Origin of the sequence: Bathymodiolus japonicus methanotrophic gill symbiont (genome assembly GCF_019721995.1) — a bacterium.
Taxonomy (GTDB): domain Bacteria; phylum Pseudomonadota; class Gammaproteobacteria; order Methylococcales; family Methylomonadaceae; genus Methyloprofundus.
The window spans coordinates 93543-117682 of record NZ_BLYC01000007.1; the positions used below are offsets into that span (position 1 = coordinate 93543).

The following is a 24140-nucleotide window of genomic DNA, read 5'->3' on the forward strand; positions in this document are numbered from 1 at the left end:
GTTAATTGAATTAGGAGCAATATTTTTTTACCATGAAGAGCATGAAGGACTTGTGCAGCACCTATATTTAGTTTGATGGATAGGAATCCTCATAAGCTACTGATTTAATATATAAATTACAGTTAACTATTGATCCGTCCGAAATAGGTGCTGCACTTGAAGAAATACCTAAATCAACCTAAGCCCCTCTGAAAGTGTGTTGAAAAAATTAAATAGTTTTGATTAATACTGAGAAAACGGCATAGTGCAAATAACCATCATAATTGACTGACTCATAACGACCCACTGCAGTCACAGCGTAAATTACTTTGACACGGAATAACCTAATCCCTTAGAAGATGTTTGTACAATGTAAAAGAAATAATTCTGTCTTAAACTCTTTCACCTGTCAGCGGCAAAGACAAAACAACTTTTTTAATTTTAGTCGATGAATTTCTTGGGCTATATTTAATTTGAACAACCTCTTTACCTTGAGATTTTAAAAATTTCTCAATACCTTGATTATGAGGCTTTTTTCCCCAGTCTTCACCAATAACAAAAATATCAGCCTTAACTTGCTTATAAACGTCAATATAATCCAACTCGTGATATGGTAATACAATATCTACACAGCGCAGTGCCTGAAGCATTTCTATACGCTGCGCAAGTGGAATAACTGGGATATTAGGCTTATACAATTTCACCACTTCATCAGAAGCAACACCAACAGCAACAGTATCCCCCAAAGCATCACAGTATTCTAATAAAGCGAGATGACCTACATGCAATAAATCAAATGTACCAACAGTGTATACAACCATAATTAAATCCTTTAACTCGATGTTCAAGTTTTTCCATCCCATTGCCATCAAACTCTTACCTTCACCCACAGGCGCGCCATGCTACCTCACGAAATTCCGGGACTCCTGTCGCCGTAATTCGTTCACCTACGCAGCGAATAGGAGATGCTCCAGCCGCCCTGCGTCCGCCACAGACTGAGCACAAAGCAGCTCAGTCATGGCTACCACCGCTGAAAATCAGGGAAACGTAGCCTAAGCGAAGTGATGATTTTTAGTCCGCGATAGCCGTAGGGCCGTTGTTTTGTCGGAGTCTGAGCGTTAGCGAAGGTGGAGACAAAATAAAAGGCCATCCGACACGGCGTCAAGTCATTTGGAGCCTATGTTCCGACCCCTTGTTGGGTCGGGACGAGGTGACGAGGACGAATCGGGGCCGCCGGAGGCATAAGTGGTCGCGTTAAGTTTTTGCTGCTTGCTTGGGCTGGGATGCCCAAAACAAGCTTTCGCAAAAATAGCGACTCCCCGAAAATGGCTCTACGGCTATTCGGGATAAAATTTTAGCCTCCCTCGCGCGCTATCGCGCACTTCGGATTGGCAAATTTCCCTGCGCCTTCTGGAGACTATCAGCCCGTCCGGGGCTGACAGCGGCAGAACAATACTTTAATGATGCTGTTGGCCCTAAGCGCCCTAAATCTCTGCCAATCATATGTTTTCCTGATGGCATCAGTTGAAACACATCCTTTATTAATTCACCTAACTCTTTCAGCTTATCACCAGGATCTGGAAACTCTAGCAATGACGTGATGAACTCAAGCAGTACATCCATTTGAGACTTGCGCTGTAAGCTTCCTACGGTATACGCAGGTAGTTTGCTTTCAATGCGGGCTATTTGCTCTGGGTGAAGGAGAAGGCAATGGTCAAACAAAAGACTCAGAATCAGGCCACGGCTTGATCCCTCTTCATCTAATTGTTTGGCCTCACGCCCCCATCCTTCATAAAGCTTCCAGTCCTCAAAGAAAACCTCAATCAGCCATCTCAACGTATAGGCTTGAATAATATCTTGTGTGCGCCAAGTCAGGTCTGTCGCCACTAAATAGCGATAGTCGTTTTCACCCTCATATTTTAAGGCAATGACAAAGCGCTTTTTACTGTGAGAACTCACCTTTAATCGTGCACTGCTGACAGTCACTTTAATCTCTTTGCCGCCACGTACACGTATTATCTGATCAATGCCTTTGTTAATCGAATTAAAGTAGCTCTCGACTGACCTTATTCTACCTCTATATTCAATATTCTGGTTTTTACGTAATTGGCTAATCACCTGCGAGCCTCCAGATTCTTTAGCGGCTTCGTCCATAAAGGCTTTTTCACCATACAGCGCATCAGCCTGTACGCCTTTAATTTTAATCAGGCTATGCGCAACTTTAAACTCTTTTAATAAGCCTAATGCAATCTCTGTTTTGGTCGGGTAGGCACTGTCACGTTCAGGCTTAATAGGCCGATATTTTTTTGCTATACCGCTCTTTTTCAACCGTTTATCTTCTTTATCCCACTGCTTTAAGGCTGGATCCGGCATATAAAAGAAAAAACCGACAGGCACTGTAATGGATGAGGTAACTAGCAGCAATAATACTATCGTTTGTCCATTAACATACCCGCGGGAGCCTTTGTGTTTCTGCTTGTAAACCTTATAAATACGTTTTGTAGACTTAGATCGTGCTCGGTCTGATTCATCAAAGGCCAACACACCTTCAGTAATGCCATAACGTTTTAAAATTAAGACCACACTCACCCGTAGCAACCAGTCCCAGGGTATACTTGCTTTACGAAACACCCAGGATAATGCGGCTACTTTGCAATCTCCAAGGCTTGCTCGCTCAAACTTAGCCCAGCAAACAGAGTTCATTAGCAGTATGCACGTTAAACAAGCGCCCAACCAAGCGGCTTGAATACGTGTCAAAGCCGCTCCGGGTTTTAGCTGATTGAGCGCATCATTTAAATCGTCAATATAGCTTTGGATAAAGGTGGCTGGGGCATTCATTAACATGGGATTACACCGATAAAATTACAACAACCTCAGAATACCTGATTTTACCTTCTCAATATCAAAAACTTGAACATCGAGTTTAAACAATCATCTATGATAACATATATAATCTTACAGACAGATTTATATCATAATAGGTTGGACAACTACAGGCGCGCCATGCTACCTCACGAAATTCCGGGACTCCTGTCGCCATAATTCGTTCACCTACGCAGCGGATGGGAGATGCCCTGAACGCCCTGCGTCCGCAACGACTACGCACAAAAGCCGCTTCGTCATTACTACCTCACTGGCTGGACGGCTATTCGGAATGCAATTCTTGCTCCTCTCGCGTGCTGCTAGCACACGTCGAATCAGCGAATTGCCCTGTCGCCTATCAGGGACTAAAAATCACCACTTCGCTAAGCTACGTTTCCATGATTTTCATCGAAGGAATCAGTATTACAACAGAAAAATCGTTACCTAATAAAGAGCAACCAGGCACCATACTTTCTTATGTCAATGATGTTCCTAACCTTTGTTCATTAGCAGGTTTGGCTTGTACCCTATTAGCTATTTACACTAGTATTATAGGTGTTTATGCCATTACTATGATTGGTATGATTTGGGCTGTTGCATTTGATTGGGCTGATGGGCTTATTGCGCGAAGCATGAAAGGTAGGACTAAACAGCAAGGCGTTTTTGGCGGTCAACTTGATGTCTTAATTGATATTGTAAGTTATGGTGTAACCCCTGCTATTCTATTACTGAAGTTTCCCAATAATTATTTATGGTAAAATTGAAACTATGCTACAACTATATGAAAAAAATAGTCTTTTCATTCGTTTCAAATGCTATTGCCTAAGGGGAATTAAGTAGGGGGTTGCTATAAACATGGCAAAACCACCTAAAATAAACCTCGATACACCAGCATTGCGTATTTCAGCTACTCAATAATTGGGGAACATCAGTTGTCTAGGACTCACCGCTTTGGATGTATCACAGATTAAAACCATCAGTGTTCCCCTATCAATTGAGGCCGTGAAACCAACCTCGCCACAAGAGAGCTCATAAAGCACTGTAAAGACATTCCTGTTATTATTGCGTTTTGGACTGCCCGAATGGTATACGAGCTGATACGAGATATTCTTGCCTGGAAAAATAATGGATTCACAAAACGATCTCGTTTTTGAGCCTGTTGCTGCCTAATCTCATGGCGGGAGTCAAAAGGGATAGACTCAACCAGAGTCGCAATTGAATTTTCTTTTAGCATTGAAATCATGTAATTAGCATGTCGTTTCTGCCGATCCCACCAGACAAAGTCGGTGACGGTTTTATCGTAGACATAGAGATGTTTCTGAGAGCTGTTATTTCCCTTGTTTTGCTTTTCAATATGATCTCGTAACACAGGTATTTCTTGATGTCTCTGAGTTCCGCTTGTCACCAGACAAAGAAATCTGAGCAACCCACTTCTGAGATTCAACGCGTAAATCCCCCCGGCCGCATAAACTTTCCCCTTGCTGTTTTTTTCAGTATGGCAGGCATGATCAATAAAATGTCCATCCGCTGCTTCTATGGTGTATTCGTCAAGTTCCGGGGATTCTTTAAGATAATCAATGCCTTGCGATAGCAGTGTTTCAGAGTGAAGATGATAGCTCTGCTGTTCAAATGCCTCAAGCATACTTGTTCGTCTATGCGACTTCAGTGATTTAAAATACGTTGAGTGGGGAAGCAGCTGGCCATAAATCTGTTCATTGGCTTGGAGGAAATGGCGACCACTATCGACTACACTGATACAGCGTAATAACCCAAGGCGAATAAAGTCGATATCCTTCAACTCTGGGCATGAACGAGCCCACAAAGGATGACGCTCTGCTAACAGGGCACGTTCCATACTTTCATTGCAGTGTTGGTGAATATGTTCAGAGAGTGGTAGGTCTTTAAGCATGGGTGATATCCGTTTATGAGGTGATTAAAACGGAAATTTCAGGCGCGCCATGCTACCTCACGAAATTCCGGGACTCCTGTCGCCGTAATTCGTTCACCTACGCAGCGAATAGGAGATGCTCCAGCCGCCCTGCGTCCGCCACAGACTGAGCACAAAGCAGCTCAGTCATGGCTACCACAAATGGCTCTACGGCTATTCGGGATAAAATTTTAGCCTCCCTCGCGCGCTATCGCGCACTTCGGATTGGCAAATTTCCCTGCGCCTTCTGGAGACTATCAGCCCGTCCGGGGCTGACAGCGTTAGAAAAATTTTTTCGGCAAATGCAAGCTTTATTTGAAATTATTTGTTGTTTTTTTACGGTGCCTACAGAGTGTCTATTTGCTGTTATAAGTGATTAAAATCAAAAAGATGGAAATATTCGAGTGGTGCTACCTTCAGGTAGGTTATAGGCTGCTTTGTTTAGGTACTTCTTCTTTCAATGGGAACACTGATGTTCATGGTAGTAATCTATCCTTGGGCTGCAACATAGTTGAAACACCTGTTTCCCGTATTACGCAAGCTTCATACGGGCTACGATCAGGTCATTATTTACAAAATCGCTTTAGGGTAGGAACCTAGAATCTTTATCATAGTGACACGCGACTCCAACTCTTCTAGCGCGCTGGTAATTTCCTGATCCGTTTGATGCCCATCAAGATCAATAAAAAACAGGTAATCCCACAAACCTTGCCGCGAAGGTCGCGACTCAATTTTTGTCATGCTAATGCCATGTTTTGCAAATGGCTCCAAAATACTATACAGAGCACCAGCATGGTTTTTAGTGGAAATCAGCAAAGAAGTTTTATCCTGAGCCGTTGATGCCGAAGTAAGACTCCCGATAATAACAAAGCGCGTGGTGTTATCCGGCTGATCTTCTATACTATACTCAAGAATCGGCAACTTATAAATTTCCGCTGCGACTTCACCTGCAATTGCCGCGACACCCTGTTGTGTAGATGCAATTTTAGCCGCCTCTGCATTACTGTTAACTTCTATACAAGGCACCCCTGGCATATATTTATCCAGCCACTGACGACATTGTGCTAATGATTGCCTATGTGAATACACCTCAGTCACTGCACTCAATTTGCTAGCATGAATCATCAGATTATGCTGTATCCGGATTGCCACTTCGCCACATATTTGCACAGGGGATGCCACAAAGCGGTCTAGCGTTGGCGTGACTACGCCTTCGGTTGAATTTTCTATCGGTACCACGCCAAACTGACATCGCCCTGATTCTACCGCCTGAAAAATATCTTCTATAGTAGTCACTGGCAGGGTGCTAACCGCATGCCCAAAATGCTTAAAAGCAGCCTGCTGAGTAAAAGTGCCCTCCGGCCCTAGAAAAGCGACTTGCAAGGGTTTTTCCAGCGCCAGACAAGCAGACATAAGTTCACGAAAAAATCGTGCAGCGGTATCATCACTTAACGGCCCTGGATTCAGCTCCTTTATACGCCTTAAAACCAATGCTTCCCGGTCTGGACGATAAAAACAGCTATCTTCACCTGATGCAATCTTGGTTTTAGCAACTTCTTCAGCTAGCGATGCACGCTGATTAATCAATTGCAGTATCTGCTGATCAATTGAATCTATCTGCTTTCTTAAATCAGCTAAGGGAATTACATTCGTCATGGTCAGAAAATATAATTAAGAAAATATGGGCAGCAGACTTTAGAGACTTTGAAAATATTCAACGTAGGCTGTGGTTGAAGTACGAAACCCAGCAACAACAAAAAGCCGGTATTACGCAAGTGCAGCATCGTGTTGGATAAATTAATACCTGAATGAAGATTCAATATTAAATCAAAGAGCCCTATCCATCAAAATAACACTGTGCTACGCAAGCTTCATCCCGGCCTACATTGATTATCGTACGAGCAGGCTAAAACTCAATCCCCAAAGTCATTCAAATTTAGTGAGTACGCTCAAACTCAGCCATAAATTGTATTAAGGCATCAACACCTGATTCCGGCATGGCATTATAAATACTGGCACGCATACCACCAACCGAGCGATGTCCTTTTAAGGATAAAAAGCCCTGCTCTTTTGCGGTACTTAAAAATATCTTATCTAGCTCACTATCGCTAAGAATAAACGGCACATTCATTCGTGATCTATCTGCAACGGCAACAGGGTTACTATATAGGCTAGACTGATCAATTGCAGCGTACAGCTTAGCCGCCTTACGCTGGTTGATCTGCTCTATTGCCGCAACGCCGCCCTGTGCCTTTATCCATTGCAATACCAGGCCGACCAAATACCAGGTATAAGTGGCAGGCGTATTCAGCATCGAATCTTGCTTAGCCTGTTTTTCATAGTTAAAAATATCCGGTAAACCTTTTTGCGCTTTACCGATCAAGTCATCTCTAACTATCACCACGGCCGCGCCTGCTGGTCCCATATTTTTCTGTGTGCCAGCATAAATAATACCGAATTTACTGACATCGATTTCACGCGACAGGATATTAGAAGACATATCTGCAACTAACGGTAAATCACCTACCTCTGGAATATCCTGAAATTCAACCCCATGAATTGTTTCATTAGGTGTGTAATGCAGATAAGCCGCCTGCTGATCAATATTCCAAGTCGAACGATCTGGAATAGCCGTGAAATTATTAGCGTCAGCATTGGCTGAAATAATCACATCACAATAAGACTTAGCGCTTTTAATGGCTTTTTCAGACCAGGCACCCGTGTTGATATAACAAGCCTTCTGTTTACCATCCAATATATTCGCTGGAATAAACGAAAACTGTGCTGTTGCTCCACCCTGTAAAAACAGAATCTTATAATTATCAGGAATCACCATTAATTCCCGCAGGTCATCATGCAAAGTTTTAGCTATCCCCATAAACTCAGCGCCGCGATGACTCATTTCCATCACCGACATACCCGAACCCTGCCAGTCCAGCATTTCTGCCTGCGCTTGTTTTAATACAGCCTGCGGCAACATAGAAGGCCCGGCACTAAAATTATATATTTTACTCATTATTCACTCTCGCCCGCTTCCGGGTCTACTTTATCCACTGCAGGGTTTGCTACATCATCCAAATCAGTAGCTTGCTCATCAACTATCGTTTCATCCTGGTCGATATCCTCATCAACCAGACCAACAATTTTATCCACACCAATCAGCTTTTCCTTGCTATCAAGGCGAATCACTCTAACTCCTTGCGTGTTACGTCCGACTATCGAGATTTCATTAACCCGGGTGCGCACCAGGACACCACCATCGGTAATCAGCATAATTTCATCATTATCGGCAACTAACACAGCACCAACTAACTTGCCGTTACGCTCCGAGGTTTGCATGGCAATCATGCCCTGCCCGCCCCGCTTATGTCGTGTAAATTCTGTTAATCGCGTGCGTTTACCATAGCCATTTTCAGTGATATTCAAAACCGTGCCTTCCGAAGAGGTAATCATTGAAATGATAGTCTGCCCTTCAGGCAATCGCATGCCACGCACGCCCATTGCAGTACGCCCCATGGAGCGCACATCTGACTCATTAAAACAGTTTGCTTTACCATTACTGCTGAATAACAGAATATTTTGCTGGCCATCGGTTACCGCAACGCCGACTAATTTATCGCCTTCGCGTAAGTCTATGGCAATCTTGCCATTGGTACGCTGGCGCTCAAATTCTTTTAGCGGTGTTTTCTTAACTGTACCCGCTGTCGTCGCCATAAAGATATACTGCGTTTCGCTATATTCACGCACCGTCAGCATCGCGCTGATTTTCTCATCCTTTTCCAAAGGTAATAAATTAACAAAGGGCTTACCACGTGATGCGCGGCTAGCAATCGGTAATTGATAAACTTTTAGCCAGTAAACTTTACCTGCAGAAGAAAAGCACAAGATAGTATCGTGGGTGTTGGCAACAATAAGCTGATCGACAAAATCCTCTTCTTTAGTTGCGGTTGCGGATTTGCCACGTCCACCCCGACGCTGCGCCTGATAATCTTCCAGACGCTGTGATTTCACATAGCCTTCATGCGACATGGTAACAACCACATCTTCTTCGGTGATAAAGTCTTCTTCGCTCAGGCTGAGTTGATCAACAACAATTTCAGTTCGACGCTCATCAGCATATTCTTCCTTAATAGCCTCTAGCTCTTCACGAATCACTTCCATTAAGCGTATTGCACTACCAAGAATTTCCAGATACTCATCAATCAAATCTAGCAGCTTTTTATATTCATAAACAATTTTATCTTGCTCTAAGCCCGTCAAGCGGTGCAAGCGTAAATCTAAAATTGCCGATGCCTGTGCTTCAGACAGACGATATTCACTACCATGTATACCAAATTCAATAGCCAATCCATCCGGGCGTGAACGATCAGCATCAGCCCATTCTAGCAAAGAAGCCACCAGACCTGAACTCCAGGACTTAGCCAGCAAGCCACTTTTAGCTTCTGCAGGATTAGCTGAATTTTTAATGAGCGCAATCATCTCATCAATATTGGACATGGCAACCGCTAAACCTTCTAGTACATGTGCACGCTCACGTGCCTTACGCAATAAATAGATAGTGCGCCGGGTGACGACTTCACGACGGTGATTAATAAAGGCATGCAGAATTTCTTTTAAATTCATGCACTGTGGACGGCCATTGAGAATAGCCACCATATTGATCCCAAATACAGTACGCATTTGAGTTTGTTTGTACAGATTATTCAGCACAACTTCAGGCACTTCACCACGGCGCACCTCGATTACCATACGCATGCCGTCTTTATCCGACTCATCACGCAGACCAGAAACCCCTTCGATTTTAGACTCTTTAACTAGGTCTGCAATTTTTTCTAGCAAGCGAGCTTTATTTACCTGATACGGTAATTCGGTAACAATAATGGCCTGACGCGTGCCCTGATTATAATCTTCAGCATGGCTACGTGCGCGTATATACACTTTGCCACGACCTGTGCAATAGGCATCATAAATGCCTGCTACGCCATTAATAATACCCGCAGTAGGAAAATCTGGCCCTGGAATATATTCCATTAAATCCCGAATAGCAATATCTGGCTCATCTATCTGCGCCAGACAAGCACTAATCACTTCTCCTAGATTATGTGGTGGAATATTGGTTGCCATGCCCACGGCAATACCGGAAGAACCGTTCACTAATAGAGCAGGAACACGCGCTGGTAATACAGCAGGCTCTGACTCAGACTCATCATAGTTAGCATTGAAGTCTACTGTTTCTTTATCCAGATCAGCCAGCATTTCATGCGCAATTTTAGACATACGCACTTCGGTATAACGCATTGCAGCAGGAGAATCACCATCAACAGAACCAAAGTTACCCTGACCATCAATCAGCATATAACGCAAGGAAAATGGCTGAGCCATGCGTACGATAGTATCATAGACGGCAGTATCACCATGTGGATGGTATTTACCGATCACATCCCCGACTACACGCGCTGATTTTTTATAAGCTTTATTCCAGTCATTACCCAGCACATTCATTGCGTATAAAACACGCCTATGTACTGGCTTTAAGCCATCTCTAACATCCGGGAGCGCCCGACCTACAATAACGCTCATCGCGTAATCCAGGTACGACTGCTGCATCTCGTCTTCGAGATTGACTAGGGTAATTTCTTTAGCAAATTCTGACATGAGTCCATCTATATCTCGCCGATAAATCTATTTATCAGCTAGTAGTTTTTTCTTAATAACCTGGGCTTTCAATCCAGATCGACATGAATTTCGGTAACTGCTTATTATAGCAACAATCTCAGGCGCATGAAGGCTAAAAATTAATTCGGGGAGTCGCTATTTTTGCGAAAGCTTGTTTTGGGCATCCCAGCCCAAGCAAGCAGCAAAAACTTAACGCGACCACTTATGCCTCCGGCGGCCCCGATTCGTCCTCGTCACCTCGTCCCGACCCAACAAGGGGTCGGAACATAGGCTCCAAATGACTTGACGCCGTGTCGGATGGCCTTTTATTTTGTCTCCACCTTCGCTAACGCTCAGACTCCGACAAAATAACGGCCCTACGGCTATCGCGGACTAAAAATCATCACTTCGCTTAGGCTCCGTTTCCCTGATTTTCAGCGACCGTAGGAAGCTTACAGCGCAAGTCTCAAATGGATGTACTGCTTGAGTTCATCACGTCATTGCTAGAGTTTCCAGATCCTGGTGATAAGCTGAAAGAGTTAGGTGAATTAATAAAGGATGTGTTTCAACTGATGCCATCAGGAAAACATATGATTGGCAGAGATTTAGGGCGCTTAGAGCCAACACCATCATTAAAGTATTGTTCTGCTGGGTGAAGGTAAGAGTTTGATGGCAATGGGATGGAAAAACTTGAACATCGAGTGATACGCACGTCATATTAGTGTCTAAAGATCATCAGTGTTCCCCTATCAATTGAGGCCGTGAAACTAACCTCGCCACAAGAGAGCTCATAAAGCACTGTAAAGACATTCCTGTTATTATTGCGTTTTGAACTGCTCGAATGGTATACGAGCTGATACGAGATATTCTTGCCTGGAAAAATAATGGATTCACAAAACGATCTCGTTTTTGGGCCTGTTGCTGCCTTATCTCCAGAGCCTCGCTATATTTTTTATCCGATGGATGAATCAATTCTGGCTGTTGTGTTTTTGAAATCTCTTCAAACACGCGCATTAAATTATAGCTCATTGCAGTCAGGCGCATTTGATTTTCAAGTGAGCGGGTATTGGAAGACCAAGCTTTAGTTTCCTTGAAATTACTTTTACTCGATGTTCAAGTTTTTTAACCGATTGATTTTATTGATAATTTTACTGACAAAGAAAGCATCAACATCATTGTAAATCAATCACCTATAAAACAAAGCCGGAAAAATTTACTTTTCTTAGCCCAGTTATAGCTGAAAACTTGAACATCGAGTTTTAGTGTTATTGAATGTCTTTTCAATCGTCCATCGTTTGAAATATAGCATGGCAATGGCTCCAGGGTTAATAGTCATTGGCAAGGTTGTAACAAACCGGTGAAGTTTTCCGGTTTCTGGATCACGGTAATCCACCACGTTAAATTTGATGCCCTTGTTTTCGTACACACTGTATGCTTCAACCCCTGTATTGATCTTATGGCGGGAGTCAAAAGGGATAGGCTCAACCAGAGTCGCAATTGAATTTTCTTTTAGCATTGAAATCATGTAATTAGCATGTCGCTTCTGCCGATCCCACCAGACAAAGTCGGTGACGGCTTTATCGTAGACATAGAGATGTTTCTGAGAGCTGTTATTTCCCTTGTTTTGCTTTTCAATATGATCTCGTAACACAGGTATTTCTTGATGCCTCTGAGTTCCGTTTGTCACCAGACAAAGAAATCTGAGCAACCCACTTCTGAGATTCAACGCGTAAATCCCCCCGGCCGCATAAACTTTCCCCTTGCTGTTTTTTTCAGTATGGCAGGCATGATCAATAAAATGTCCATCCGCTGCTTCTATGGTGTATTCGTCAAGTTCCGGGAATGCTTTAAGATAATCAATGCCTTGCGATAGCAGTGTTTCAGCGTGAAGATGATAGCTCTGCTGTTCAAATGCCTCAAGCATACTTGTTCGTCTATGCGACTTCAGTGATTTAAAATACGTTGAGTGGGGAAGCAGCTGGCCATAAATCTGTTCATTGGTTTGGAGGAAATGGCGACCACTATCGACTACACTGATACAGCGTAATAACCCAAGGCGAATAAAGTCGATATCCTTCAACTCTGGGCATGAACGAGACCACAAAGGATGACGCTCTGCTAACAGGGCACGTTCCATACTTTCATTGCAGTGTTGGTGAATATGTTCAGAGAGTGGTAGGTCTTTAAGCATGGGTGATATCCGTTTATGAGGTGATTAAAACGGAAATTTTTAGAAGAATTTTTTCGGTAATTGCAAGCTTTATTTGAAATTATTTGTTGTTTTTTTACGCTGCCTACAGAGTGTCTATTTGCTGTTATAAGTGGTTAAAATCAAAAAGATGGAAATATTCGATTGGTGCTACCTTCATGTAGGTTATAGGCTGCTTTGTTTAGGTACTTCTTCTTTCAATGGGAACACTGATGACGTATTCAGGATAACTTATGCAGTTAGTCAGCGATCAACTGATGTTTTTAGATTGATGGGCTGGTGAAAATTCAAAGCTAGAATGTCGTTATAATTGTTCTGCAATCCGCTTTTGCATCTTAATTAAATCAAGCAGCCCTGTTGCGCGATAGATAATTTCTCCCTGCGGATTCAACAACAGCGTTGTTGGTGTCAAGCTAATATCACCAAATGCCTTGGCCAGGCTTATATCCAGGTCCAGCACTATATCATAAGGAATTTGATGGTTTTTGACTGTGGTTACGACATAATTAGGGCGGTCATAAAACATGGCGATAGCGATAATTTCCAGACCTTGTTGATGATAATCCTGATATAAACTTTTAAAAAAGGGGATTTCCTTGATGCAACTGGCGCAGTTGCTAGCCCAGAATGTAATTAGCACAACTTTAGTCTGTAAGTCCTTTAGGCGTATCGTCTTATTGCTTATTGTTTTAAAACTGACATCAGGGGCTAGTGCCGGTTTAGACAGACTGTGTGTATAGATGCCCGTTAGCAATATACATATACCCAGCGCAATCAATAGGGCTCTATTTCTGTTGTTCTTCATTAGCGGCATCATTTTGGTGTACTTGATAGGCATTACATAATGCTCTATACAATGGTTCGGGGTTTATTAATTTAGACGTGCCAGAGACCAGAAATGCGGCAGTCATTAAGGGAATAGACAGGTCGTGGCTATGGGTCATTTCCAGTACGACCACAAATGAGGTTAACGGTGATTGCAGCATACCCGCGAAATAAGCGGTAATGCTGAGTAAAATGATCACCGAGGTTGGCGCAATCGGAAACCAGTTCGCCAGGTTTGCACCTAGTCCCGCACCGGTTGCTATGGAAGGCACAAAAGTACCACTAGGAATACCGCTAAAAAAAGTAGCATCGGGGAGTCGCTATTTTTGCGAAAGCTTGTTTTGGGCATCCCAGCCCAAGCAAGCAGCAAAAACTTAACGCGACCACTTATGCCTCCGGCGGCCCCGATTCGTCCTCGTCACCTCGTCCCGACCCAACAAGGGGTCGGAACATAGGCTCCAAATGACTTGACGCCGTGTCGGATGGCCTTTTATTTTGTCTCCACCTTCGCTAACGCTCAGACTCCGACAAAATAACGGCCCTACGGCTATCGCGGACTAAAAATCATCACTTCGCTTAGGCTCCGTTTCCCTGATTTTCAGCGATAGTTGCCAGCATTTTATACAGTGGAAACAGCGGGTCTACTGTCGCTTCTTCCAGCAATATATTTTTGCCAGTTGATAGCCAGTGCCAAAACTTTCACCATGCGATACAAAACCGAGTAAGGCAATAACGCAGCCACATACAAAAGCAACCCTGACGATAGGGAAGCCTCTTTTTTTAATAAAATACTGGCCGCTGATGATGATCTTGCTAAAAATCCCACCGAGAAAGCCGCCAATAATGCCACATAGCGGAATTGCCAGCCAGCCTTCGCCCCAGGGTAAACTGAGTTGATTATCGGTAAAATAAATCGTGTGGTTTAAAATCGAATAGGCGGTCACACCGGAAAAAATAATGGCGGTTAACACCAATGTGCTTATGCGCTCTTCCAGTGTCCGCCCCATTTCCTCAATCGCGAACATAATGCCACCGAGAGGTGCACTAAACATGGCGGCAAACCCCGCAGCGCTTCCTGCCAGCAATAGACCTCTAGCCATATAATGCGCGGGAAATTTAAACGCTCTGCCGAGTGACCCCATTAAGGAGGCTCCAATATGAGTAGCAGGTCCGCCAAAACCGACCGATGCGCCTGATAATAAGCCCATAATCGGCAGGAAAGTTTTGCCGATGGCAATGCGCAATGAAACCAGTTTTAAACGTTCCGCCGCAGTATGCTGAAGTTCTAGTGCGGTTTTAACCTGGGGAATACCACTGCCTTGACTGCCAGGAAAAAAACGAAAGGTTATCCAGGCTGTCAGGGCGAGGCCAAACGGCGCAACGACAAAATTAAACCAGGCATGAACCAGGGAAGCAGAACGATAAAATTCAGAAGCCCACTCGCTGAGTAAAGTCATGGTTGAGATTAATAAACCAATGATGATTGCCCCTAACCAGAAAACCAGTCGCTGCTTCCAGGAGTTTAAGGAAAAAAAAGATTTGCTGTATTCAGACATAGGCAAAGAAATGGATTTATCAGTTTTATGATTATAGCAAAACTGGTAAACTGTAGTGTTTATTTGCCGCACTAGTGCAGCGCTTATTCTTCATCTGATGGATAAGGTTGCCGCATTAACATTTAAGGTAACTATTTTTCCTGGTTTATCCATCGATCAATAGTCGCTACTATAAAGCCAAGGGAAATTATTGAGTATGAAAAAGATTCTTATTTCCGATAAATTAGCCGATGCAGGGGTTAACTTTTTAAATGAACAAGAAGGCATACAGGTTCATATAGATACCGGTATGAGTCCAGCACAGTTATGCGAGACGATAGTTGATTATGACGCGCTATTAATTCGTAGCGATACTAAAGTCACAGATGAAGTGCTACGCGCTGGTAAAAACCTGAAACTAGTCGGGCGGGCAGGAATTGGTGTGGATAATGTCGATATTCCGGCTGCAACAGAGCAGGGGGTTATCGTGATGAATACTCCGGATGCAAATGCAACCACAACAGCTGAGCTGGCGATTGCGCATATGTTTTCCCTAAGCCGTAACTTACCCAAAGCAGATAAATCGATCCGTGAAGGAAAGTGGGAGAGATCGCAATTAGTAGGTGCGGAAGTATCACATAAAACTCTGGCTATTTTGGGCTTTGGTACGATAGGGCGTATTGTTGCACGGCGAGGAGCAGGGCTAGGTATGCATGTTATCGCCTATGATCCCTTTGTTGCCCCAGATATATTCGCTGAGTGCGGAGCAGCAATGGTCACGCTGGAAGAATTGGTGCAGCAGGCAGATTATTTAACCTTGCATTGCCCTTTACTGGAAAAAACACGCGGTGTGATTGGTGAGCAACAATTGGCGATGATGAAAAAATCCGCGATGATTATTAACTGCGCGAGGGGTGGGCTAATTGATGAAACGGCGCTTTATAATGCTTTGAAAAATGACGATATTGCGGGTGCGGCGCTGGACGTTTATGAAAATGAGCCGCCCAAAGATTCGCCACTATTAGAACTGGACAATATCGTTTTTACCCCGCACCTAGGCGCATCAACCAAAGAAGCGCAAGTAGCGGTCAGTGTCGAAATTGCGCGTCAGGCAGTGACTTTTCTTAACACAGGTGAGGCAGTAAATGCGCTGAACTTACCCCGTCTGTCTGCTGATGATCTTAGGAAATCAGCACCCTATATGGAGATAGCGACGAGCCTGGGTAAGGTGTTAGCTGGCTTGGCAACTAAACCGATAGAGCGGATTAAGGTGTCTCTATTAGGTAAAGCAGCGGAAGCCGAGGCACGTTCAGTTTCAGTCGCTGCTTTAGTGGGTTTGCTGCAAAGCCATGTATCAACGCCAGTCAATAGTGTTAGTGCAGAGAATATTGCCAAGCGTCAGGGCATCAGTTTAACTGAGTTAAAATCAGAAGAGATTTCAGGCTATCTGGCTTTAATTGAAGTGAAAGCCTATTGTGGCGATGAAGAGCTTACTTTATGTGGTACTTTGCTGGGTGATAAGCACCCTCGTATTGTGCATATCAATGAATACGAAATTGAAGTGGTTCCAGAAGGTGTGTTACTAGTCACGCAACATGCGGATAAACCAGGCGTTATTGCTGCAATCAGTACAGTATTAGGTAAGGCGAATATTAATATTTCACGGATGCAGGTAGGTGTCGCTGAGGATGGAAAACATGCAATGGCTGTGATCAGTGTGTCTGAAAAAATAGAAGATGAGCAGTTACAGGCACTTTGTGAGATAGCTGCAGTTGAGTCAGCGATACAAATTGAAATGTAAACTATTGTAGAGCGGACTTTAGTCCGCTATATACAGTTTGCTACTAATGGAGCATCAGCCAGAATGAAAACATGCAAAGCTAAAGCCTTACACCTGATTTTCCGGCTAACTGCGTGTGCATTTTATTGCGGACTAAAGTCCGCTCTACCCCATTTTTAAAAGGGCGGATATGAGTTCTGATATTATTTGTTTTGATTGTGATAGTACCTTAAGTGAAATAGAAGGTATTGATGTATTAGCTGAACGTGCGGGTTGCGGTGCAGAAATGGCAGCTTTAACTAATGCAGCCATGAATGGTGAGGTACCTTTGGAGTCTGTTTACGCGCAGCGCCTGAGTTTGATCAAACCTGATCGACAGGCTATAAAGTGGGTAGCTGATTTATACATAGAAGAAATAGTGCAGGGGGTAGAGCAGGTGTTTCAGCAATTACACGACGAAGGCCGGCAAGTCCATATTATCAGCGGTGGCTTGAAACAGGCCATTTTGCCACTGGCAGAAAAATTAAATGTTGTTCCTGAAAACGTACATGCAGTAGAAGTTCTATTTGCCAGTAATGGCGATTATCTGGACTTCAACCAGCAATCGCCTCTAGCGCGAAATGGCGGTAAAGCCGATATATGTACGCAACTGAATCCTGCTAATTTAAAAATGGCTATAGTGGGTGATGGAAATACCGATATGGAAGCCAAAAAAGCAGGCGCTTTTTGCATAGGTTTTGGCGGGGTAGTGGCACGAGAAATCGTCCGGAAGCAAGCAGATGTATTTGTTGAAGACTCCGATCTACAGGCTGTTTTAGCGTATTTGTTATAAAGTTAGCCTTCGCTGAAAATCATGGAAACGTAGCTTAGCGAAGTGGTGATTTTTAGTCCCTGATAGGCGACAGGGCAATTCGCTGATTCGACGTGTGCTAGCAGCACGCGAGAGGAGCAAGAATTGCATTCCGAATAGCCGTCCAGCCAGTGAGGTAGTAATGACGAAGCGGCTTTTGTGCGTAGTCGTTGCGGACGCAGGGCGTTCAGGGCATCTCCCATCCGCTGCGTAGGTGAACGAATTATGGCGACAGGAGTCCCGGAATTTCGTGAGGTAGCATGGCGCGCCTGGTCTTTACAAGTCTAATTTTACAGAAGAAACTGATGTTTTAAAAATATTGTCCGATTGATTGGATTGATATCACTCTACTCCCTTAAGTGACCATCTCCACAAGTTACTCACTTATAGGATGTCAGTTCTATCAGGCCCGGCCCGGCCCGGCCGGGCCGGGCCACGGACATCAATCTTGCCCGTTATTACCGCTCCTAAACCATAATTACCACCAGATAATTTTGTCGAAGCATTAATCAATGCCGATGCGGAATAAATTTGTTGTTCCAACCTTTGAGCTATGGTTATCCTTTGTCTGACGGAATTAACAGGTAGCATCATCTTCCCTTTTTAAAAGCGTTTAGGAACGTATGCTTTTAAGTGGAAGCAGCAATTGCGGGCTTAATTGCGGTAAAGTTCAGGGGTTGAGAAATATTTGCACAGATTAATGTTGAAGATATCAATGGAGTGCCATAACGCAAGGATATTACGGATGATTTCCGCCATTCAGGACTAAGGATGATCTGAGACAAAGTAAACTAATAAATCTTCTTGCGATAGTGTTCTGCTACTTCAAATTCATTATTTTTAAACAGGGGGTTTTAAAAGACCTGAAGTTTCCCAATAACTGAAGTTTCCCAATAATTATTTATGGTAAAATTGAAACTATGCTACAACTATAGTTTCTCAGATAAATAATTTCCAAATTTGGAGCGCTTAAACTTAGGCGGTAACAACGAAATCTTCCCGCAATTTTTGCATAACACAAATCACTTTACTGGCATCATGCATATAAGTGTTAAAAGTTTGCACAACTGAATCATGAAGATCTTCAAAAGTTTTAAAATACTTCATATGAGTCGAATCGCGTTTCGTATTTTTCCATAATTTCTCAATCGGATTAAAATCCGGCGAGAACGCAGGGAGACGTTCTACTGTCAAACGATCTACATTAGCTAACTTAAATTCCTTAATAACACCGCTTCCATGATACGGGGACACCATCTTCAATTAGAATAATCTTGCCTTTATAATAAGCCAGCAATTGTGTTAAAAACTCAACATAGCTTTCACCATTAAAACGCCCAGATGTTTCAGCGTGTTGTAATATCATTGGCTTATAACTCTCGATTAAGACGTTGTCGGCAATAGAATATATCGCTTCCATAAAAAGCTTCTGTGTTGGATATTTCTCATTTTTTAAGCTTTTAAGAATAGCTAAAAATTCTTGAGGCAGCCCAGCTTCTTTTAAAAGTCTAAGTGACTTTGGTTTTATCTCATAAGCCAATGATTCTCGGTATTGAAAACTCCCTCCTTCGAGTTCGATCGTACCAACCCTTTTCGAATCCCTGATGTTTTCACTGTGGGTTGCTCTCCTATTGGAGCCCAGGTTCGTGCCAATGAACCCCACATAGCAAATGACACCTCATCACCGAATAAAACGACACTCTTTTCTTCTACCGCCTTTTCCATAATGGCAGGCAATGTTTCTTCCAGCCACGTTTTTCTTTCAAGCTCGTACTTTTCTTCTTCTTGGCGATCAGTCACAAAACGAGCTTTTTGATAACTGAAGCCCAGTTTTTTCATTAGGCTTGATAAATAGTTCAAGTTATAACGAACTTCAAATTTTAACCAAATAAGCTCGGCAATCATCGCAGTATTCCATATTCCACAATGAAATCCATTGTCTTCTGGGCCTTTCTTTATCAACTCAACCAATTTATTTTTCTGGTCTTTAGTTAACTTTGACTTCCGACCACGTCCTTGATAGTGTTGCCCTATTAACCAACCGACACCTTTATGCATGAATGTTTTCAGCCAATTTATAATGGTTTTTTCACAGACTCACATTAGGCGTGCTATTTCTTTGATTCCCATGCATTCACTGAACCAGAGTAGAGCTTGAGTTAATCGATATAAACAAATATTACTTAGCTTGAGAGCTGTCGCCATATTTTTTTTTAGTCGGTCTACAATTGACTTTGAAAAAGTGAGGGATACCATTTTTGACTGTTTCCGTTAGTGTTGGGACGAAAATTATAAGTCAGTTTCCCCTCTGTCGTTTTTGTTTGTTCGGAAATTAATTTTCTGAAAGTCTATAGTTCCGCTATGTAGTCAATGACTTCTGTTGTAACATCCTTTAATACTTTTTTATCATTCCATACATCTTCAAAATTTTGGGCGTATTGCTGGGTTGTATCTAAATCATCCGTTTTGATGATTTGGTTTAAAATAGTATTGTCCTTTTGATAACCTAACCCAGCACTGGTGAATTCATTGATCCCCATATAAACAAAGTTACTTTCATCATTTTTTAATCTTAAATGAGGCTGTATGTATTGATTTACTGCATTTGTCTTGAAGGAAACCTTTTGTTCAATCCATTTTTTACATTCTTGTGCAATGGCTTTTCCTGTGAGTTCATTTTTTAAGTTTATCTCAAAATCAGAACCACTGATTGCTTTTTTTCGATGATTAGAATTGATTTGAAACTGTCTTTGCTCTCTTTTGTTTTTATCTAGCTCTATAAAGGTAGGGTCGGTGAATATAAACCTTAGCTGCTTAATTTTATCGAGTTCTTTTTTTAATGCTGCATACCCATAGATAGAGAATATACCTGCTGCAATATCAACTTTACTACCCGTAGTAATGGTTTTCTTAAAGTCATCGCCAACTTTATCGGTCTTGTTATTAAAACTTTCTATCACAGTGAATAATGTCCTGTTTAATTTCCATCGACAAAGGTATTATCCTATATCACTATCACCAAGATAGCGGTAAATACTATATTTTGAAAGGATGTATGCTTTCAAAATTTGCCTGATATTCTCATATTTGACATGCTAATAAACGGCAAAGGGTCGTTTGTAGGTTATACTCGATGTTCAAGTTTTTTAACTGATTGATTTTATTGATAATTTTACTGACAAAGAAAGCATCAACATCATTGTAAATCAATCACTTATAAAACAAAGCCGGAAAAATTTACTTTTCTTAGCCCAGTTATAGCTGAAAACTTGAACATCGAGTTATAGGATCTTAACCCATCTTCGTCACTTTCATCTTTCTAAGCCATTGATTCATCGGTTTAAGCGATTTTTTGTCGAAAAATTCTCTTTAAAATCAATGGTGTTTTTTTTGAAAGTTTTGTAGTGCCATTTATATTATTTTTGTCGATAAATTCATTGACTTTTGTCAAAAAAATCATCATTATTTGAGTGTAATTTACATGCGACAAAAATACTCTAAAAAATCCAACGTTTTATACAAAAACACAAAATCTGTAGTGCCAACTGGCTACTTTTTAAAATTTCAACCAATTGATTTATAACAACTACATCATCAATAGTGACGAAGATGGGTTAATAAACCAATATTTCTAATCTCATCGGCTCCACTCCGACTTTTATGAGTAAAAAACCACGTTCTAAGAACGTGGTTTTGATTGCACCCTAGAAGGCTAGTCCATTGCCGCCTATTATTAATTTTACGTCTTAATTTAGGACTCTAAGTCCTTTTCTATTTTCTCTTGAAACTTTACATACTGAAGTTTCCCAATAATTATTTATGGTAAAATTGAAACTATGCTACAACTATATGAAAAAAATAGTCTTTTCATTCGCTGTCAGCCCCGGACGGGCTGATAGTCTCCAGAAGGCGCAGGGAAATTTGCCAATCCGAAGTGCGCGATAGCGCGCGAGGGAGGCTAAAATTTTATCCCGAATAGCCGTAGAGCCATTTGTGGTAGCCATGACTGAGCTGCTTTGTACTCAGTCTGTGGCGGACGCAGGGCGGCTGGAGCATCTCCTATTCGCTGCGTAGGTGAACGAATTACGGCGACAGGAGTCCCGGAATTTCGTGAGGTAGCATGGCGCGCCTGCGTTTCAAATGCTATTGCCTAAGGGGAATTAAGTAGGGGTTTGCTATAAACATGGCAAAACCACCTAAAATAAACCTCGATACACCAGCATTGTGTATTTCAGCTACTCAATAATTGGGAAACTTCAGTTTATGTGGATTAGATAGCTTCAGTAGAAAACCCAGCAAGAAAAGTTATGGAAAATGAATTGAAAAAGACCCATCAGTATCATCTGGATTCCTTGCGGGGTATTGCAGCACTTGTTGTTGTTCTTACGCACTATATTGGCGCTTTTTTCCCTTATTCTGTTGTTGGCAAGCAGGGAGAGTATCAGCAGCATTATCTATTCGAAGACCTGTTTTTTTATCCGCCGCTTGGCCTGATGACTGCCGGGCATATGGCTGTGTGCCTATTTTTTATTCTGAGCGGTTACGTTCTTAGCTATAATTATCTGGGTGAAGCGAGGAATGTTAAGAAATTAACTGGGGCAATATTAAAACGCCCGATTAGATTGGCAGGCGTAGTTTTATGCACTCTCATTATAAGCGCATTTCTTTGGCGTGGAGGATTGTACTTTAATGAGCAACTTGCTGATGTAAGTTCGTCAAAACCTTGGTTCTTCAGTCTATGGAAAGGACACTTATCAATCAAAGAGTTTCTGATTAATATCAGCAGTTCACTGTTTGAAAAGGCAGCAAAATACAATGTTTCTCTCTGGACCATTCAGGTAGAATTATATGGATCAATACTGGTATTTTTAACGTTATTTTTTTGCAGTAATTTTAAATACAGATGGCTGATTTTTGCTGCCTTAATTCTGATTTTAGTAAAAAGTTTTTATCAGGGTTTTTTTTTAGGAATATTGATTGCCGACCTTGTTAAACATAAACCGATCTGCCTGTCGGTAAGGTTAAAGAAAAATATGGCTTTCTTCTTTGGGGGAGCATTTCTTTATCTCGGTGGATACCCGCACTACGCAAATATTGAATATATAAATAGCACTGTGTATCATTTTTTACCCGCTGATACGGGATATGACGGTGGTTATCCTATGCTTGCGGCCCTTTTTCTGTTTTGCTTTATCTGTTTGCACGATAAGGTAAAAATATTGCTCAATATGCGGTTGTTGAAATACCTGGGGGAAATATCTTATGGCGTCTATGGTGTGCATATTTTAGTTATTGGCTCATTGTCTGCCTGGCTATTTTTGAACTTGTATAAATATATAGGCTATATTCCTTCATTTTTTGTTGTCCTTAGCTCGGGTCTATTTGTCATAATATGTTTAGCTCACTTAATCACTGTTTATGTGGATAAGCCAGCCATCAAGCTTGCTAATTTCGTCGCTAGAATATTCGTAGAATATTTCTATTTGTTGTTACTGAAGTGCAAAACGTTTATTTGATTTTTTAGCATTTCACCTATCTGGATAAAATATGCCAGAGAAAATTGTTATTTATGGATTGAGTGCATTTTCTGAAATGATGTACCATAACTTTACTCGATATAGCCAAACGACTGTTGTTGCTTTTTGTGTGGATGAGGAATATATGCGAGAGACAGAATTTTGTGGCCTCCCCGTGGTTTCTTTTCAGCAGGTGACAGAGCTGTACCCAGTCGAGCAATATGAAATGTTTGTTGCGATTGGCTTTAGTCGTATGCGTAACCGTGCCTTAATGTTTGACAAAGCCAAGGTTAAAGGTTATTCACTGGTGAATTTTATTAGTCCAAAAGCCATCATTCGTGAAGATCTGATTATTGGGGAAAATAATGTAATTCAATCCAGTGTCGATATTGATATGTTCGTCACTATTGGCAATAACAATGTGTTTTGGACAAGTTCTATTCTTGGGCACAATTTAGTCGTTGGCAATCATAATTACGTGTCGGGTAACTGTGGCTTGGGTGGCAACTGTGTTATTCAGGCGCGCCATGCTACCTCACGAAATTCCGGGACTCCTGTCGCCATAATTCGTTCACCTACGCAGCGGATGGGAGATGCCCTGAACGCCCTGCGTCCGCAACGACTACGCACAAAAGCCGCTTCGTCATTACTACCTAACTGGCTGGACGGCTATTCGGAATGCAATTCTTGCCTCCCTCGCGCGCTACTAGCGCACTTCGGATCAGCGAATTGCCCTGTCGCCTACCAGGGACTAAAAATCATCACTCCGCTTAGGCTCCGTTTCCCTGATTTTAAGCGATTGCCTACGATAGAAAGGATATTATGATGGCTGACAATTTGCCGAATCATGTGTACTCCTGCGATTATTGTTAAAAGCGTTTAAATAAATTTGCCAGGGAATATAGAGTCCGTAATAATCCCTGACACAACCACTCTGTCTTTACTCTCTGTTCTTGCCTTGTCTAAAGCTTTACTGGCCTTATTAAGTAAATTAAGTTTAAC

The 24140-nt window shown here is 42.2% G+C and carries 33 protein-coding genes; 11 read left to right on the forward strand and 22 right to left on the reverse strand.

Annotation, left to right across the window (positions count from 1 at the left end):
• Positions 1–371: 371 nt before the first annotated feature.
• The 6 genes from K6984_RS11765 to K6984_RS11775 all read right to left on the reverse strand — a co-directional run bounded on the left by K6984_RS11765 (position 372) and on the right by K6984_RS11775 (position 3085).
• Complete coding sequence (locus K6984_RS11765) at positions 372–800, reverse strand: FAD synthase family protein (RefSeq protein ID WP_221895801.1); 429 nt, start codon at positions 798–800, stop codon at positions 372–374.
• 61 nt (positions 801–861) lie between these two features.
• Positions 862–984 (reverse strand): hypothetical protein, encoded by a 123-nt coding sequence (locus K6984_RS33340; protein WP_263458728.1) that lies wholly within the window; start codon positions 982–984, stop codon positions 862–864.
• Positions 985–1000: 16 nt separating this feature from the next.
• On the reverse strand, positions 1001–1129 hold the full coding sequence (locus tag K6984_RS33345; protein WP_263458729.1) for a hypothetical protein: 129 nt from the start codon (positions 1127–1129) through the stop codon (positions 1001–1003).
• Between the two features lie 27 nt (positions 1130–1156).
• Positions 1157–1285, reverse strand: coding sequence for a hypothetical protein (locus K6984_RS33350; protein WP_263458596.1), 129 nt, complete (start codon positions 1283–1285; stop codon positions 1157–1159).
• 65 nt (positions 1286–1350) lie between these two features.
• A complete protein-coding gene (locus K6984_RS11770) occupies positions 1351–2823 on the reverse strand; it encodes a transposase (RefSeq protein ID WP_230988032.1) in 1473 nt (490 codons plus the stop codon).
• 91 nt (positions 2824–2914) lie between these two features.
• Positions 2915–3085 (reverse strand): hypothetical protein, encoded by a 171-nt coding sequence (locus K6984_RS11775; protein WP_221895708.1) that lies wholly within the window; start codon positions 3083–3085, stop codon positions 2915–2917.
• Between K6984_RS11775 and K6984_RS35710 the strand changes: the two genes are divergently transcribed.
• Positions 3042–3599 (forward strand): CDP-alcohol phosphatidyltransferase family protein, encoded by a 558-nt coding sequence (locus K6984_RS35710; RefSeq protein ID WP_338024493.1) that lies wholly within the window; start codon positions 3042–3044, stop codon positions 3597–3599. The genes K6984_RS11775 and K6984_RS35710 overlap by 44 nt on opposite strands.
• Positions 3600–3817: 218 nt before the next feature.
• Here K6984_RS35710 and K6984_RS11785 read toward each other — a convergent pair whose 3' ends face one another.
• A complete protein-coding gene (locus K6984_RS11785) occupies positions 3818–4750 on the reverse strand; it encodes a hypothetical protein (RefSeq protein WP_221895709.1) in 933 nt (310 codons plus the stop codon).
• A gap of 167 nt (positions 4751–4917) precedes the next feature.
• Here K6984_RS11785 and K6984_RS11790 point away from each other — a divergent pair, with 167 nt between their 5' ends.
• Positions 4918–5148 (forward strand): hypothetical protein, encoded by a 231-nt coding sequence (locus tag K6984_RS11790; RefSeq protein WP_221895710.1) that lies wholly within the window; start codon positions 4918–4920, stop codon positions 5146–5148.
• 190 nt (positions 5149–5338) lie between these two features.
• Here K6984_RS11790 and pheA read toward each other — a convergent pair whose 3' ends face one another.
• The 3 genes from pheA to gyrA all read right to left on the reverse strand — a co-directional run bounded on the left by pheA (position 5339) and on the right by gyrA (position 10423).
• A complete protein-coding gene (gene pheA, locus K6984_RS11795) occupies positions 5339–6424 on the reverse strand; it encodes a prephenate dehydratase (RefSeq protein WP_221895711.1) in 1086 nt (361 codons plus the stop codon).
• A gap of 280 nt (positions 6425–6704) precedes the next feature.
• A complete protein-coding gene (serC, locus tag K6984_RS11800) occupies positions 6705–7784 on the reverse strand; it encodes a 3-phosphoserine/phosphohydroxythreonine transaminase (RefSeq protein ID WP_221895712.1) in 1080 nt (359 codons plus the stop codon).
• Complete coding sequence (gyrA, locus tag K6984_RS11805; RefSeq protein ID WP_221895713.1) at positions 7784–10423, reverse strand: DNA gyrase subunit A; 2640 nt, start codon at positions 10421–10423, stop codon at positions 7784–7786. Before gyrA ends, serC begins: the two co-directional genes overlap by 1 nt.
• Before the next feature lie 162 nt (positions 10424–10585).
• Here gyrA and K6984_RS33355 point away from each other — a divergent pair, with 162 nt between their 5' ends.
• Together K6984_RS33355 and K6984_RS11810 are read left to right on the forward strand one after the other, a co-directional pair.
• Positions 10586–10714, forward strand: coding sequence for a hypothetical protein (locus K6984_RS33355; protein ID WP_263458596.1), 129 nt, complete (start codon positions 10586–10588; stop codon positions 10712–10714).
• A 179-nt stretch (positions 10715–10893) separates the two neighbouring features.
• The gene (locus K6984_RS11810) at positions 10894–11079 is read left to right on the forward strand and encodes a hypothetical protein (RefSeq protein ID WP_147883128.1); all 186 of its coding nucleotides are present in this window, start codon (positions 10894–10896) and stop codon (positions 11077–11079) included.
• 79 nt (positions 11080–11158) lie between these two features.
• On the opposite strand, the gene K6984_RS11815 is transcribed toward K6984_RS11810, so the two are convergent.
• From K6984_RS11815 to K6984_RS11830, 4 genes are all read right to left on the reverse strand, one after another.
• Entirely contained in the window at positions 11159–11467 is a 309-nt protein-coding gene (locus K6984_RS11815; RefSeq protein WP_221894087.1) for a hypothetical protein, read from the reverse strand.
• Between the two features lie 187 nt (positions 11468–11654).
• On the reverse strand, positions 11655–12614 hold the full coding sequence (locus K6984_RS11820) for a transposase (protein WP_221895714.1): 960 nt from the start codon (positions 12612–12614) through the stop codon (positions 11655–11657).
• Between the two features lie 322 nt (positions 12615–12936).
• Positions 12937–13410: a TlpA disulfide reductase family protein gene (locus tag K6984_RS11825; RefSeq protein ID WP_221895715.1), complete on the reverse strand. Its 474-nt coding sequence runs from the start codon at positions 13408–13410 to the stop codon at positions 12937–12939.
• A gap of 7 nt (positions 13411–13417) precedes the next feature.
• Positions 13418–13729, reverse strand: coding sequence for a chloride channel protein (locus K6984_RS11830; protein ID WP_230988033.1), 312 nt, complete (start codon positions 13727–13729; stop codon positions 13418–13420).
• A gap of 54 nt (positions 13730–13783) precedes the next feature.
• Between K6984_RS11830 and K6984_RS33360 the strand changes: the two genes are divergently transcribed.
• Positions 13784–13912 (forward strand): hypothetical protein, encoded by a 129-nt coding sequence (locus K6984_RS33360; RefSeq protein WP_263458596.1) that lies wholly within the window; start codon positions 13784–13786, stop codon positions 13910–13912.
• 186 nt (positions 13913–14098) lie between these two features.
• On the opposite strand, the gene K6984_RS11835 is transcribed toward K6984_RS33360, so the two are convergent.
• On the reverse strand, positions 14099–15085 hold the full coding sequence (locus K6984_RS11835; RefSeq protein ID WP_221895716.1) for a chloride channel protein: 987 nt from the start codon (positions 15083–15085) through the stop codon (positions 14099–14101).
• Positions 15086–15209: 124 nt separating this feature from the next.
• Between K6984_RS11835 and serA the strand changes: the two genes are divergently transcribed.
• Positions 15210–16793: a phosphoglycerate dehydrogenase gene (gene serA / locus K6984_RS11840; RefSeq protein WP_221895804.1), complete on the forward strand. Its 1584-nt coding sequence runs from the start codon at positions 15210–15212 to the stop codon at positions 16791–16793.
• 169 nt (positions 16794–16962) lie between these two features.
• Positions 16963–17604, forward strand: a complete 642-nt coding sequence (locus tag K6984_RS11845; protein ID WP_221895717.1) for an HAD-IB family phosphatase — start codon at positions 16963–16965, stop codon at positions 17602–17604.
• A 2-nt stretch (positions 17605–17606) separates the two neighbouring features.
• Here K6984_RS11845 and K6984_RS11850 read toward each other — a convergent pair whose 3' ends face one another.
• On the reverse strand, positions 17607–17825 hold the full coding sequence (locus K6984_RS11850; RefSeq protein WP_221895718.1) for a hypothetical protein: 219 nt from the start codon (positions 17823–17825) through the stop codon (positions 17607–17609).
• Here K6984_RS11850 and K6984_RS33365 point away from each other — a divergent pair.
• The gene (locus tag K6984_RS33365) at positions 17782–17910 is read left to right on the forward strand and encodes a hypothetical protein (protein WP_263458730.1); all 129 of its coding nucleotides are present in this window, start codon (positions 17782–17784) and stop codon (positions 17908–17910) included. The genes K6984_RS11850 and K6984_RS33365 overlap by 44 nt on opposite strands.
• Positions 17911–18597: 687 nt before the next feature.
• Here the strand turns inward: K6984_RS33365 and K6984_RS11855 are convergent.
• From K6984_RS11855 to K6984_RS11880, 6 genes are all read right to left on the reverse strand, one after another.
• The gene (locus K6984_RS11855) at positions 18598–18879 is read right to left on the reverse strand and encodes a transposase (RefSeq protein WP_230988050.1); all 282 of its coding nucleotides are present in this window, start codon (positions 18877–18879) and stop codon (positions 18598–18600) included.
• Positions 18845–19162 (reverse strand): hypothetical protein, encoded by a 318-nt coding sequence (locus K6984_RS11860; RefSeq protein ID WP_221895720.1) that lies wholly within the window; start codon positions 19160–19162, stop codon positions 18845–18847. The genes K6984_RS11855 and K6984_RS11860 overlap by 35 nt, the downstream gene beginning before the upstream one ends.
• Entirely contained in the window at positions 19147–19680 is a 534-nt protein-coding gene (locus K6984_RS11865) for a winged helix-turn-helix domain-containing protein (RefSeq protein WP_221895721.1), read from the reverse strand. Before K6984_RS11865 ends, K6984_RS11860 begins: the two co-directional genes overlap by 16 nt.
• 39 nt (positions 19681–19719) lie before the next feature.
• Positions 19720–19878, reverse strand: a complete 159-nt coding sequence (locus K6984_RS11870; protein ID WP_221893723.1) for a hypothetical protein — start codon at positions 19876–19878, stop codon at positions 19720–19722.
• Positions 19879–19970: 92 nt separating this feature from the next.
• Entirely contained in the window at positions 19971–20582 is a 612-nt protein-coding gene (locus tag K6984_RS11875; RefSeq protein ID WP_230988034.1) for a phospholipase D-like domain-containing protein, read from the reverse strand.
• Positions 20583–21467: 885 nt separating this feature from the next.
• The gene (locus K6984_RS11880) at positions 21468–21626 is read right to left on the reverse strand and encodes a hypothetical protein (protein ID WP_221895722.1); all 159 of its coding nucleotides are present in this window, start codon (positions 21624–21626) and stop codon (positions 21468–21470) included.
• 12 nt (positions 21627–21638) lie between these two features.
• Between K6984_RS11880 and K6984_RS11885 the strand changes: the two genes are divergently transcribed.
• The 3 genes from K6984_RS11885 to K6984_RS11895 all read left to right on the forward strand — a co-directional run bounded on the left by K6984_RS11885 (position 21639) and on the right by K6984_RS11895 (position 23964).
• On the forward strand, positions 21639–21776 hold the full coding sequence (locus tag K6984_RS11885) for a hypothetical protein (RefSeq protein ID WP_221895723.1): 138 nt from the start codon (positions 21639–21641) through the stop codon (positions 21774–21776).
• A 153-nt stretch (positions 21777–21929) separates the two neighbouring features.
• Positions 21930–23138 carry an acyltransferase family protein gene (locus K6984_RS11890; RefSeq protein WP_221895724.1) on the forward strand — a complete coding sequence of 403 codons (1209 nt, stop codon included), beginning with the start codon at positions 21930–21932 and terminating at the stop codon, positions 23136–23138.
• A gap of 586 nt (positions 23139–23724) precedes the next feature.
• Entirely contained in the window at positions 23725–23964 is a 240-nt protein-coding gene (locus K6984_RS11895) for a hypothetical protein (RefSeq protein WP_221895725.1), read from the forward strand.
• The last annotated feature ends 176 nt before the right edge of the window (positions 23965–24140 follow it).

Excerpts from the sequence above, each read along its gene's own strand:
- K6984_RS11765 (WP_221895801.1), bottom strand. The coding sequence starts at position 800 with ATGGTTGTATACACTGTTGGTACATTTGATTTATTGCATGTAGGTCAT.
- K6984_RS33345 (WP_263458729.1), bottom strand. The coding sequence starts at position 1,129 with ATGGCCTTTTATTTTGTCTCCACCTTCGCTAACGCTCAGACTCCGACA.
- K6984_RS11770 (WP_230988032.1), bottom strand. The coding sequence starts at position 2,823 with ATGTTAATGAATGCCCCAGCCACCTTTATCCAAAGCTATATTGACGAT.
- K6984_RS35710 (WP_338024493.1), top strand. The coding sequence starts at position 3,042 with ATGGGAGATGCCCTGAACGCCCTGCGTCCGCAACGACTACGCACAAAA.
- K6984_RS11785 (WP_221895709.1), bottom strand. The coding sequence starts at position 4,750 with ATGCTTAAAGACCTACCACTCTCTGAACATATTCACCAACACTGCAAT.
- K6984_RS11790 (WP_221895710.1), top strand. The coding sequence starts at position 4,918 with ATGGCTACCACAAATGGCTCTACGGCTATTCGGGATAAAATTTTAGCC.
- pheA (WP_221895711.1), bottom strand. The coding sequence starts at position 6,424 with ATGACGAATGTAATTCCCTTAGCTGATTTAAGAAAGCAGATAGATTCA.
- serC (WP_221895712.1), bottom strand. The coding sequence starts at position 7,784 with ATGAGTAAAATATATAATTTTAGTGCCGGGCCTTCTATGTTGCCGCAG.
- gyrA (WP_221895713.1), bottom strand. The coding sequence starts at position 10,423 with ATGTCAGAATTTGCTAAAGAAATTACCCTAGTCAATCTCGAAGACGAG.
- K6984_RS11810 (WP_147883128.1), top strand. The coding sequence starts at position 10,894 with ATGGATGTACTGCTTGAGTTCATCACGTCATTGCTAGAGTTTCCAGAT.
- K6984_RS11815 (WP_221894087.1), bottom strand. The coding sequence starts at position 11,467 with ATGCGCCTGACTGCAATGAGCTATAATTTAATGCGCGTGTTTGAAGAG.
- K6984_RS11820 (WP_221895714.1), bottom strand. The coding sequence starts at position 12,614 with ATGCTTAAAGACCTACCACTCTCTGAACATATTCACCAACACTGCAAT.
- serA (WP_221895804.1), top strand. The coding sequence starts at position 15,210 with ATGAAAAAGATTCTTATTTCCGATAAATTAGCCGATGCAGGGGTTAAC.
- K6984_RS11845 (WP_221895717.1), top strand. The coding sequence starts at position 16,963 with ATGAGTTCTGATATTATTTGTTTTGATTGTGATAGTACCTTAAGTGAA.
- K6984_RS11850 (WP_221895718.1), bottom strand. The coding sequence starts at position 17,825 with ATGGGAGATGCCCTGAACGCCCTGCGTCCGCAACGACTACGCACAAAA.
- K6984_RS11855 (WP_230988050.1), bottom strand. The coding sequence starts at position 18,879 with ATGGTGTCCCCGTATCATGGAAGCGGTGTTATTAAGGAATTTAAGTTA.
- K6984_RS11865 (WP_221895721.1), bottom strand. The coding sequence starts at position 19,680 with ATGCATAAAGGTGTCGGTTGGTTAATAGGGCAACACTATCAAGGACGT.
- K6984_RS11870 (WP_221893723.1), bottom strand. The coding sequence starts at position 19,878 with ATGGTATCCCTCACTTTTTCAAAGTCAATTGTAGACCGACTAAAAAAA.
- K6984_RS11880 (WP_221895722.1), bottom strand. The coding sequence starts at position 21,626 with ATGGCTACCACAAATGGCTCTACGGCTATTCGGGATAAAATTTTAGCC.
- K6984_RS11890 (WP_221895724.1), top strand. The coding sequence starts at position 21,930 with ATGGAAAATGAATTGAAAAAGACCCATCAGTATCATCTGGATTCCTTG.
- K6984_RS11895 (WP_221895725.1), top strand. The coding sequence starts at position 23,725 with ATGGGAGATGCCCTGAACGCCCTGCGTCCGCAACGACTACGCACAAAA.